Source organism: Hymenobacter sp. H14-R3, assembly GCF_030063445.1.
Lineage (GTDB): Bacteria > Bacteroidota > Bacteroidia > Cytophagales > Hymenobacteraceae > Hymenobacter.
Genome location: NZ_JASITD010000009.1, coordinates 171,438 through 182,755, shown reverse-complemented (window position 1 = coordinate 182,755; position 11,318 = coordinate 171,438). Strand labels below are relative to the sequence as shown.

Annotated in this window: 9 protein-coding genes and 1 rRNA gene; 8 read left to right on the top strand and 2 right to left on the bottom strand. The window is 58.3% G+C overall.

The window, feature by feature from the left end:
• From rrf to QMK33_RS10730, 6 genes are all read left to right on the top strand, one after another.
• A 5S ribosomal RNA gene (gene rrf / locus QMK33_RS10755) occupies window positions 1-106 on the top strand; the annotation flags it as partial.
• A 203-nt stretch (window positions 107-309) separates the two neighbouring features.
• Window positions 310-2,361 carry a BatA domain-containing protein gene (locus QMK33_RS10750; RefSeq protein ID WP_283564587.1) on the top strand — a complete coding sequence of 684 codons (2,052 nt, stop codon included), beginning with the start codon at window positions 310-312 and terminating at the stop codon, window positions 2,359-2,361.
• Between the two features lie 55 nt (window positions 2,362-2,416).
• Complete coding sequence (locus tag QMK33_RS10745; protein ID WP_283564586.1) at window positions 2,417-2,977, top strand: DUF4199 family protein; 561 nt, start codon at window positions 2,417-2,419, stop codon at window positions 2,975-2,977.
• Between the two features lie 31 nt (window positions 2,978-3,008).
• Window positions 3,009-3,536: a DUF4199 domain-containing protein gene (locus tag QMK33_RS10740; protein WP_283564585.1), complete on the top strand. Its 528-nt coding sequence runs from the start codon at window positions 3,009-3,011 to the stop codon at window positions 3,534-3,536.
• Window positions 3,514-4,503, top strand: coding sequence for a glycosyltransferase family 2 protein (locus tag QMK33_RS10735; protein ID WP_283564584.1), 990 nt, complete (start codon window positions 3,514-3,516; stop codon window positions 4,501-4,503). The genes QMK33_RS10740 and QMK33_RS10735 overlap by 23 nt, the downstream gene beginning before the upstream one ends.
• Window positions 4,504-4,560: 57 nt before the next feature.
• Window positions 4,561-5,688, top strand: a complete 1,128-nt coding sequence (locus QMK33_RS10730) for a glycosyltransferase (RefSeq protein ID WP_283564583.1) — start codon at window positions 4,561-4,563, stop codon at window positions 5,686-5,688.
• Between the two features lie 82 nt (window positions 5,689-5,770).
• Here the strand turns inward: QMK33_RS10730 and QMK33_RS10725 are convergent, their stop codons facing one another.
• Both QMK33_RS10725 and purB read right to left on the bottom strand, forming a co-directional pair.
• Window positions 5,771-6,880 (bottom strand): glycosyltransferase family 9 protein, encoded by a 1,110-nt coding sequence (locus tag QMK33_RS10725; RefSeq protein ID WP_283564582.1) that lies wholly within the window; start codon window positions 6,878-6,880, stop codon window positions 5,771-5,773.
• Between the two features lie 52 nt (window positions 6,881-6,932).
• A complete protein-coding gene (purB, locus tag QMK33_RS10720) occupies window positions 6,933-8,264 on the bottom strand; it encodes an adenylosuccinate lyase (RefSeq protein ID WP_283564581.1) in 1,332 nt (443 codons plus the stop codon).
• Between the two features lie 147 nt (window positions 8,265-8,411).
• Between purB and QMK33_RS10715 the strand changes: the two genes are divergently transcribed.
• Both QMK33_RS10715 and QMK33_RS10710 read left to right on the top strand, forming a co-directional pair.
• Entirely contained in the window at window positions 8,412-10,571 is a 2,160-nt protein-coding gene (locus tag QMK33_RS10715) for a biosynthetic peptidoglycan transglycosylase (protein WP_283564580.1), read from the top strand.
• Between the two features lie 91 nt (window positions 10,572-10,662).
• Window positions 10,663-11,235: a glutathione peroxidase gene (locus QMK33_RS10710; protein WP_283564579.1), complete on the top strand. Its 573-nt coding sequence runs from the start codon at window positions 10,663-10,665 to the stop codon at window positions 11,233-11,235.
• Window positions 11,236-11,318: the final 83 nt, after the last annotated feature.

Below are 11,318 nucleotides of genomic sequence, written 5' to 3'. Positions count from 1 at the left end.
GGCTTTAGCCCGGGTGTTCACCTCTTCCCATTCCGAACAGAGTCGTTAAGCCCCGGTGCGCCTATGGTACTGCCTTCACCGGTGGGAGAGTCGGTCGCCGCCAACTTTAGACAGAGAGCCCCCTGCCAAGCGCTTTTATCAGCGCCCGGCAGGGGGCTCTCCCGTTTATGGAGAAATTTGGATCTTCTGCTTTTCAGCAGATTGGCTAAATAACGCATGATCATGATGCTTTTCCCAGCTTGCGTTAAATAAATGGGGTAATTTTACTGTTCTCGCATTGCACTTAATGTTGAGCAGATTTATCACATAATGCAGCTACTATATCCAGGGTTTTTGTGGGGAATGTTAGCGATTGGGGCGCCAGTTGCTATTCACTTATTGCAGCTAAGGAAGCCTCAGAGAATACTTTTTACGAATACAGGGTTTATTCGGGAAGTGGAACTTATGACTATGCGGCGTCGGCAATTACAGGAATTACTTGTATTGCTGGCGCGGGTATTAGCAGTTATTGCGTTGGTACTATTGTTTTGCCAACCATTCATTCCGATTAACAGACAAGTAGTTGTGACTGGCGGAGGGTTAGTTAACGTGCTGGTTGATAATTCGGGTAGTATGCAAGTACTTGGCCAGTCGCAGGAGCAATTGCGCCAAGAGGCTATAACTAGTGGAAAAGCTTTGGGGCGGAGCTACGGAGCAACTACCCGGTTTAAGTTGATAGGTCAAGACCATAGTAGTATGCAGGAAGCTGCTTACTTAACAGCTGTTGCCAATCAGCGGGCTTCGGTGCGCGGCTGGGGAAATGCCACTACCCGGCAAGCTTTGCAGGGGGGGCAGCAGGGACCCTTTTATATAGTTAGTGACTTCCAGAAGAGCGAGATGCTGCCGCAGAGCTTGCAGCAGATACACACTCGGGAAAATGTGATTTTAGTGCCTTTGGTAGCTAAACCGGCGGCTAATATCTACGTGGATAGTGCGTGGCTGAATGATGCTTTTGTCCGTGCACAAGCGAATGTGGCTCTTCACATTCGCTTGCGAAATGGTGGAGCGGCGGCCATAGCTGCCTGCCCTGTGAAGGTGATGCTGGGTAATCAACAAGCAGCAACATTTCAAGTATCGATGGGTGCCGGGCAGGCTACTGAAGTAATTGCACAGATTCAGCTACCGGATGCAAAGCTGGCACGAGGGCGAATTATAACGCAGGATGCCCCGGTGAACTTTGATAATACGTATTATTTCACGTTGCAGGCGACAGCAGCAATTGATGTAGTAGAGATTGGCGAGGAGCCGGCTACGCGTGCAGCTTACGAAAGTGAGCCACTTTTTACTTATGCTTTTGCGAAGCCGCAGGCAGTTGACTATGGGCGGTTGCGGCGGACCAACCTCGTATTAGTACGGGAGTTGCCTCGGATTGAGGCAGGCTTGCGAGAGGCACTAGTGGGCGTAGTGCGGCGGGGAGGAAGCGTGGTGGTCGTACCTTCGGCTGGCCCAGCCTCTCATGCTACTTACCATGAGCTGTTTAAGGGATTGGGTGTTGGTGGGGAGCAGTGGCAAGATGTGGCGGCTGATTTGCCGGAGCGCCAGGCGGTGCTAATGCCTAATGCGCGCGACCCCTTCTTCAGGGACGTGTTTGGGGCGCAGCCACCGCGGGTGGCGATGCCGCAGGTGGCGCCAGTGTTGCGCCTGGGGCAAGCGGGCACGGATATTTTGCGATTGCGCGACGGCGACGCGTTTTTAACGCAGTTTAGCAGCGGCGCGGGGCGGGCGTACATTTTCGCTGCGCCTTTTGCCCAGGCGTATTCCGATTTTACGACCCACGCCTTGTTTGTTCCTGTGCTGTATAGAATGGCCATGCTTAGCTACCAGACCGACCAGCTGCCGGCTTATCGGCTTTCAACGCCAGCGCTGGCCCTGACGGTGCCAAGTGGGGAGGGCCAGCCAGTGGGGCAGGAGGCGAGTTACCGCTTGGTGCACGATAGTGCCACCTATATTGCGGGGCAGCGCGTGCAGGGGGGGCAGCTGCACCTTGATGTGCCTGCTGGCATGAGCGCGCCAGGGTTTTATACATTGCAGCACCAAGGCAAAGTGATTACGACCCTGGCTTTTAATGCGGCGAAGCAGGAATCGGAACTGGCGGCCTACTCAGCGGCGGAACTGCGCCAGCTTATTGGGCCCAACCATCCAAATGTGCAGGTGCTGGAAAACGGTGCACAGCCGGAAAAGCTGGCGCGTTTTCGGGCGGCCCAAACGGGGCAGCCCTTGTGGCGCTATTGCTTACTGGCGGCGCTGGGCTGCTTGTTGGTTGAGGGGCTTCTGCTGCGGTTTGGCCGGCAGCGAGTGGCAGCACGTGCGGCAATGGCCTGAGTGGGCAAAAGCTAGCGAAAAGGCTGGGCGTATCTTGCAGGCCGATTAAAAGCTTATGCAACCCACTAACCCAACGATTAAGACAACGTTCCCTTCTGCCCCTGCCTCGGCGCTGATAGTACGACTGGGCCTGCGCTTTGGCGTGGGCGCCGGTGTGGTGTGCGCGGCCTGGCTGCTATTTTTACAACTATCTGGCAATAACGCGTTTGGACCTAAGCAGTTGATGGGTCAACTGCTGGTGCCGTTGGCCGTGGCGGGTAGCCAGTGGGTACTGCGCCACATGCTGGCCCCGCAACGGCCGGGCGTGGGCCGGGCGCTGGCGGTGGGGTGGCTAACGGCGGCCATTGCCGCCCTTATTGCCGCGGGTAGTGTGTGGGGGTTAGCGCACGGCGTTGGAGAAAAGTCCCTCGCTAAAAACCGGGTGGAAATGCTCGAAATTGTGCGGGTGCAGCAGGATATACGCGACAAGCAGAAACGCAATGCGCAGTTTGAGGCGCAGGAGCTGAAGCAGATAGCTGAGCTATCGGAAGGCGACCTTGCCCTGGGTACTTTTACGCGGGTGCTGCTGCTGGGAGTAGTGTTGGCAGTGCCAAGTGGCCTATTTTTGCGCAAGTAGCAGGCCGGTCTGCTCACTTAAATCTATTTTTATGGAAACAACTACTAATGAGCTGGTTACGCCAACTAGTGTTGGCTCGCGCTTTGGACTGATAACCGGGTTGGTCAGTGTCATTGTCTCCTTTGGGATAGATGCCATGCATTTAGAGTCTTCTCCCATCCGCTACCTAACTACGGCGGTGATGGTGGTAGGCATTATTTTGGCGCAGCGAGATTTCAAGCGGCAAAACGCAGGGTTTATGAGCTACGGGCAGGGGCTTGGTATTGGCACGGTGCTGTCGGTGGTGGTGGGGCTGCTGAGTACTGTGTTCACGTATGTCTACACCAATTTTGTGGACCCTGAAATGATGACGCGGGCCATGGAAAAGGTGCGGACTGATATGGAAGCCAAGGGCAACATGTCGGATGCCCAGATTGACCAAGCGATGGCTATGTCGGCTAAGTTTACCAGCGGGCCTATTCTGCTGATTTTTGTGCTGATTGGCTCGGTAGTTATTGGCTTTATTATCAGCTTAATAACGTCGGCTATTATTAAAAATGCAAAGCCTGAATTTGAATAAGCTGGCTGCTTTTTCGGTGGAGATTTCCATCGTGATTCCCTTGCTTAATGAGGAGGAATCGCTACCCGAACTAACGCGCTGGATTGCGCGGGTGCTCACGGCGCGCGGGTTGTCGTACGAGGTTATCCTGATTGACGACGGCTCGACGGATAACTCGTGGGCGGTGATTGAGGCGCTGGCGGGGCAGGACATGGCCTTACGCGGCATTCGCTTCAACCGAAATTATGGTAAGTCGGCGGCGCTTAATGTGGGCTTTGAGGCGGCGCGCGGGCGGGTGGTGTGCACCATGGATGCCGACCTGCAAGACTCACCCGAGGAGCTGCCGGAGCTGTACCGTATGGTGACGGAGGACGGCTATGACCTGGTGAGCGGCTGGAAGCAGAAGCGCTTCGACCCGCTTTCAAAGACGATTCCGACCAAGCTTTTTAACGGCGCGACGCGGGCGATTTCGGGCATTCAGTTGCACGATTTCAACTGCGGGCTAAAGGCTTACGACCAGCGCGTGGTGAAAGCTATTGAGGTATATGGCGAGATGCACCGGTATATTCCGGTGATAGCTAAGTGGAACGGGTTCACGAAGATAGGCGAGAAGGTGGTGCAGCACCAGGAGCGTAAATACGGCGTGACCAAGTTCGGGCTGGAGCGCTTCGTATACGGCTTTCTGGACTTAGCCAGCATCACGTTTGTGAGCCGGTTTCGGCGGCGGCCCATGCACTTTTTTGGCACGCTGGGTACAATTTCCTTCTTCATCGGCATGATACTGACGCTGTGGCTAACGGGCGAGAAGGTGTGGCTGTCGCTGCATAACCTGCGGGCGCGCAACGTAACCGACCAGCCGTTGTTTTTTATGGCACTGGTGGCAGTTATTATTGGCGTGCAGCTATTTCTGGCCGGTTTTCTGGCCGAGATGGTGCAGCTGAACGGGCCGCGCCGCGACGATTACCTCGTGCGCGAAACGCTGCGGTAGTTCCAATTAACAATTATCAGCCAGTAGAATAGGTGCGTGCAACAGGCTCACTACTAAATGAAAATCGTAATTATTGGTCCAGCTTACCCATTGCGCGGCGGGCTGGCCACGTATAATGAGCGGCTGGCGCGGGCCTTTCGGGCGGCGGGCGATGAGGTACGGCTCGTCACGTTTTCGCTACAATACCCAGAGTTTTTATTTCCGGGGCAAACGCAGTTTAGTACTGAGTTGGGGCCGGCCGACCTCGATATTGAGGTGAGCCTGAACTCGGTAAACCCACTGAGCTGGCTGGCGGTGGGGCGGCGGCTACGGCGCGAACGGCCCGATTTAGTGGTGTTTCGGTTTTGGCTGCCACTCATGGGGCCGGCGCTGGGCACGGTGGCGCGGCTGGTGCGCGGCAACGGCCACACGCGGGTGGTGGCCATTACCGACAACGTAATTCCGCACGAGAAGAGGCCGGGCGATAGGCCGCTCACACGCTACTTTTTGAGTGCCTGCGACGGCTTCGTAACCATGAGCCGCAGCGTACTGGCCGACTTGCAGCGGCTGGGCTTTGGGACGAAGCCTGCCTTGTATCGTCCTCATCCACTGTACGATAACTTTGGGCCGGCCAAGCCCAAGGCCGAGGCACTGGCGGCGCTGGGGCTATCGTCGGCGTTTCACTACGTGCTGTTTTTTGGGTTCATCCGGGCGTATAAGGGGCTCGATATTTTGCTCGAAGCGCTGGCCGATGCGCGGGTGGCCGCGCTGCCAGTGAAGTTGCTTATAGCAGGCGAGTTTTATGAAGATGCCGCACCGTATGAGGCTATTATTCAGCGGCTTGGGTTAGAAAGTAAGCTGGTACGCGCTACGGATTTTATTCCTAACGAACAGGTGGTCAACTACTTCTGCGCGGCCGATATGGTTGTGCAGCCCTACAAAAACGCTACCCAGAGTGGGGTATCGCAGGTGGCGTACCACTTTGGGCGGCCCATGCTGGTAACCGACGTGGGCGGGCTGGCCGAGCTGATTCCGGCCGGCGTGGTAGGCTATGTGGTGTCACCTGCGGCCCCGGCGATTGCCGGGGCGCTGGTTGATTTTTACGCCAACGACCGTGAGGAAACCTTTGCGGCTGGCGTGCGGCAGGAAGCTAAAAAGTTTTCGTGGGAAGTGATGGTGGCCGCGCTTAAGGAAGTGGCGCGGTAGTGCGGTAATCTTTACTTTGCCATAAGTAACTTTAAATCAGCGTGTTATCTAAGATATTTGCGGTAAGCTAAAGCTTGCCGCACTACACCAGCGGCACGCTTTCGAGCACGGCGGCAAATGCCTTCTCGGCGGGCAGGTCCTCCATGCAGCTGGTGCCCAGGCGGCAGCTGCCGCGGTAAAAGCATACGCACTGCTTGTTGGGGCCCACAATTTGGCCGCGGCCGTAGAGGTCAAATTCGTGGGGGTTGAAGATGTTGTTCATCAGGATAGTGGGCTTGCGCAGGGCAATGCTAATGTGCATGCCCATAGTTACTTGCGTAACAATGCCAGCCATCTGGTGCATGAGGTTGATGAACTGGGGCAGCGGGAAGGTGCCCAAGTAGGCCGCACCGGTGGCGGCTTGCAGCTCCAGGTTGCGGGGGGCTTCGGCTTCGCCGCCCAGTAGCACGGGCGCGTAGCCGGCGGCCTGGAGCTGGGTAATCAGGGCAATCCACTTTTCGGTGCTCCAAAGGCGGGTGGTCCAGCGGTCGCCGCAGCCGGTGTTGAGACCGATGCGCGGGCCCGCGCCGGCGGGTGGCAGGGCCGACCAGTCGTAGCCCTTGTCGTCGTGGGTGTCGAACACGTACTCTTCGCCCCGGAAGTCAAACCCGCAGAGCTCGAATATTTCCTGCACGTAGGGCTTGGTGTTGCCAATGCTGAGCTGGTCGAATACGCCGGTTAGATACTTGTGGTCGGCCAGCTGGTTGATGGGCCACGGCACGCCGTCGTAGGGGCGCAGGGTGTAGCCGAACTTGCTGGTGGCCTGCACGTTGAGTAATAATGCGCAGGCTTCCTTCTCCTTATCGAGGTTGATGGCGATATCAAACTGCCGGGCTTGCAGCTGCAAGGCGCTGGCGTAGTCGAATTTCAAAATCTCCTCTACCTCGCGCTGGGGCAGGATGGCGGGCGTGAGCGTGAGCCAGGTGATGTAGCAGCCTGGGTACTCCTGCCGCAGCCGCCGCAGCAGCGGCGTGGTGCGAATGACATCGCCGATGGCTCCGAGCTTAATGAGCAGGATACGCTTCGTAACTGGCTCATATACCGGGCAATCGCCGCACATATAGCCGTGCTCCTTATTGGGGCGGCAGGGAAGGTCACCGCGAAAAAACCGGCAGTCGGGGCGAACGGGAATATCGTGAAGTAGCTCAGACACGGATTGGTTAAAAAAGCAGGCAGTCGGTAAAAATAGCAGCTAAACAGTTGGGTTAGCGCCCTACGTAACTAGCCGGCGTGAGGGCGCGCAGCTCGGCTTTCACGCTTTCGGGCACGTCGAGCTCCTCCACGAAGGTGGTGATGGTGGCGGCCGAAATGGCCCCGCCGGTGCGCGTGAGCTGCTTGAGGGCATTGTAGGGGTCGGGGTAGTTTTCGCGGCGCAGAATGGTCTGAATGGGCTCGGCCAGTACGGCCCAGTTGGCCTCCAGGTCGCGCTGCAAGGCGCTTTCATCCAGGGCCAGCTTGCCCAGGCCGCGCCCAATGGCGCCCAGCGCAATAAGTAGGTGGCCCAGCGGCACACCCAGGTTGCGCAGCACCGTGGAGTCGGTGAGGTCGCGCTGGAGGCGCGAAATCGGCAGTTTGGCGGCGAAGTGTTCCAGCAGGGCATTGGCCAGGCCCAGGTTGCCCTCGGCGTTCTCAAAGTCGATAGGATTTACCTTGTGCGGCATGGCTGAGGAGCCGACCTCGCCGGCTTTCAGCGTCTGCTTGAAATAGCCCAGCGAAATATATTGCCACACGTCGCGGCAGAGGTCAATGAGGATGGTGTTGAGGCGCTTCCAGCCGTCGCAAAAGGCCGCCAGGTTGTCGTAGGGCTCAATTTGGGTGGTGGGGAAGGTGCGGTGCAGACCCAGCGTGCCGTTCACAAAGCCCTGGGCAAAGGCGTGCCAGTTGGTGCCGGGATAGGCCACAACGTGGGCATTGAAGCCCCCGGTAGCCCCGCCAAACTTGGCCGCGTAGGGCACTTGGCTCAGCAAGGCCAGCTGGCCTTCGAGCCGGGCCACAAACACCGTCAGCTCCTTGCCCAGGCGAGTGGGCGAGGCGGGCTGGCCGTGGGTGCGGGCCAGCATGGGCACGTGGTCCCAGCTGGCGGCCAGGGTAGCTAACTGGCTCATCATCTGCGTGAAGCGCGGCAGCAGTACATCGTTCATGGCCTCCTTCAGGCTCAGCGGAATGGCGGTGTTATTGATATCCTGCGAAGTGAGGCCAAAGTGGATGAACTCCAGAAATTGGTCGAGCCCAAGCTGGGTAAACGCGTCGCGCAGGTAGTATTCCACGGCCTTCACGTCGTGGTTGGTTACGGCTTCGTGGGCTTTGATAGCCTGGGCTTCGGCCTCGCCAAACTGCTCGTACAGCCCGCGCAGGGCCGGAAACACGCTCGCGGGCACGGCTGCCAGCTGGGGCAGCGGCAGTTGGCAAAGGGCAATAAAATACTCCACCTCCACCCGCACACGGTAGCGCATCAGGGCCAGCTCCGAAAAGTAGGGGCCGAGCGGGGCAGTCTGGCGCTGGTAGCGGCCGTCGAGGGGCGAAAGGGCAGTGAGCATGGGGAGGGGAGCCGAACGTTGGGGGCCCACAAAGCTACTGAGGGCCGATTGCCGGAGGAGCGCCAACTCCAAAAAGCTGCGCCGCCCGGTGCCGGTTCACTTTTTGAAAACAAGCAAACCAGAAACGAAAATCTTACCTTTGCGCTAATGCACGTATCAGCTGTTGCCAAAAAACGAATTATTTATGCCTTGGGCGGCCTGCTAGCGGTAGTGCTGCTGGCCCTGGTGGTCTTTTTGTGGAAGCGCCAGCAGCTGCTCAACTATGCGCTGGGCGAAGTAAAAACGCGCGTTGAGCGCAAGTACCCCGTGACCCTCACGCTGGGCCCCGCCCGCTTCACGGGCCTGCGCACCGTAGAGATAGGCGGTATGAGTCTAGTGCCCAATGCTTTGGCTGGGCCAGTGGCCAACGGCGATACGCTGCTTACGGCCCGCCGCCTGGTGGCCGGCCTCAGCCTGCGCTCGCTGTTTGCGGGCCGGCCGGTGTTCAGCGAATTGCAGATTGACCGCGCCCACCTCACAGCGCACAAGGATGCCCGCGGCGGTACCAACTTCTCCTTTCTGCTAAAGAAAAAAACCGCGGCCCCCGTGGCCCGCGATACGGCCCTGGGCCGCAACTACGGCCTGCTGCTCAACCAGGTGCTTGATGCGGGCTTCGGCAACGTGCCCGGCGAGGCCGATTTTCGGCAGTTTGTGGTGAGCTACGGCAGCCCCCACCACCAGGTGCAGCTGGTTATGCCGCGCCTCAGCATCAACGATGGCCAGGTAGAAGGCCGCCTCACGGCCAGCGTCGATTCGGTGGTGAATGAGCTGGGCGTGAGCGGCACCATCGAGCCCGGCGACTACGCCATGAACGTGCGGCTGTTTGGCGTAAGTGGCCCGGTACAAGTGCCTTATGTGGCGCGCCGCTTCGGGGCGCTGGTGTCGTTCGATACCATTCGGGTGCAGCTGACGGGCAAAGACTTTGCGGCTGATACCAAAACGGGCGGCAAGCTTACCGTGCGTGGCTCGGTGGCGGCCCGCAACTTCAGCTTCTTTCACAAGCGGCTGTCGTCGCAGGATATTGTAGTGCACCGGGGCCAGCTCGACTTTGTGGCCACGCTGGGCCGGGGCACGGTAGCACTCGACCCCGGCACGCGGGCGGTGCTCAACCAACTCGTTTTTCACCCCGAAATCGCGGTGCGGCTCAAGCCTAAGCTGGCCGTTAGCCTGAAGGTGGACTCGGACCCGGCGCCCACCAACGCGTTTTTTAACTCGCTGCCCGAGGGTATGTTCGATGTGGTGGCCGGCACGGCGGGCACGGGCACGCTGGCCTACCACCTCAAGGCCGACGTAGACCTGAAACAGGTGGATAGCCTGCACCTGGCTTCGTCGCTGATGCCTAGTAAAGACTTCAGCATCACGCACTTTGGTAAGGAAGACCTGCGGATGCTGGAAGGAGAATTCCCCTTCACGGCCTACAACGACAAGGGCGATTCGCTGCGCACGTTTAAGGTGGGGCCGAGCAACCCCGACTTCACGCCCTTCCAGGAGGTGTCGCCCTACATGCCGGCCGTTATCCAAACGACTGAAGACCCGCAGTTCTTTAAGCACAAAGGCTTTATGGAAAAAGCCTTTGTTAATGCAGCCATCGCAGACATTAAGGAGAAGCGCTTCGCTCGCGGCGGCAGTACGCTGAGCATGCAGCTGGTGAAAAACGTGTTTCTGAGCCGCGAAAAAACCGTGGGCCGCAAGGCCGAGGAAATGCTAATTGTGTGGCTAATAGAGAATTGGCTCGTTGACCGCACCCATTCGCTCACCAAGCAGCGCATGTTTGAGATATACCTCAACATTGTGGAGTGGGGCCCCACGGCCTACCGCTGGCCCAGCGGCAAGCGCGGCGTGTACGGCATTGGCGAGGCAGCGCTGTTTTACTATGCCAAGCGGCCCAGCGAGCTCAACCTGGGCGAGTGTATTTACCTGGCCAGCATCATTCCCAAGCCCAAATACTACCGTGAGTCGTTCAACATCTACGGTGAGTTGCGCGGGGCCACGCGCTGGTACTTCCGCTTTATCGCCGACATCATGCAGAACAAGGGCCTGATTACGGCCAATCAGCGCGACAACCTCAATTACTCGGTGAGCCTCAAGGGGCCCGCCAACAAGTACATCGTGCGGGCCATCCGCGATACGGTGCGGGCCGTGCAGCCCGGCGATACTACCGAACTGGCCCCCCTCAATTTGGTCGATTTGCTCAATACCGGCGCGCAGCCGGCCCCGGTAACGGTACCGGCTGGCCCCACTGTGCCCGCCCCCGCCCCCAAGCCCTAGCACGTACTAGCCAGGGGTGGCACCCTTTTTGAACCTCCGGCCGCGTTGCTGGTTATCAGCAGCTTTACCTCACCAAACTGCCGAATTCGTTATGAAATTTACTGCCCTTGCCCTGGCTGCGGCCACTACCATCAGCCTGGCTTTCATCACCCACCGTCCCGCGCCTATGCACCCCACCGAAACCGCCGCCGCTGGCACCGTCTACGACTTCACGGTGAAGACCATTGATGGTAAAGACGTGAAGCTGAGCAAGTACAAGGGCAAGAAAATCCTCATCGTGAACACCGCTTCCAAGTGCGGCTTCACCCCGCAGTATAAGGAGTTGGAGGAGCTCTCGAAAAAGTACGGCAATAAGGTGACCGTGCTGGGCTTCCCGTCCAACAGCTTCAACCAGGAGCTGGCTTCGAACGAGGAGGTAGCTTCCTTCTGCCAGAAGAACTACGGCGTGACGTTCCCGCTGTTTTCGACCGTAGCCGTGAAGGGCGACGACGCTACCCCGCTCTATAAGTTTCTGGCCGACAAGGCTAAGAACGGCGCAGTAGCCGAGGCTCCGAGCTGGAATTTCTGCAAATACCTAGTTGATGAGCAGGGCCACGTCGTGGCATTCTACCCCTCGAAAGTGAAGCCCAGCGACCCCGAGCTGGTGTCGGCCATTACGAAGTAATTCACTCGCTGAATCGCCTGTCATTGCGAGCGTAGCAACGCGGAGCGCGGCAATTTTTCCTTCACGCTAGGGTTACTAACCCA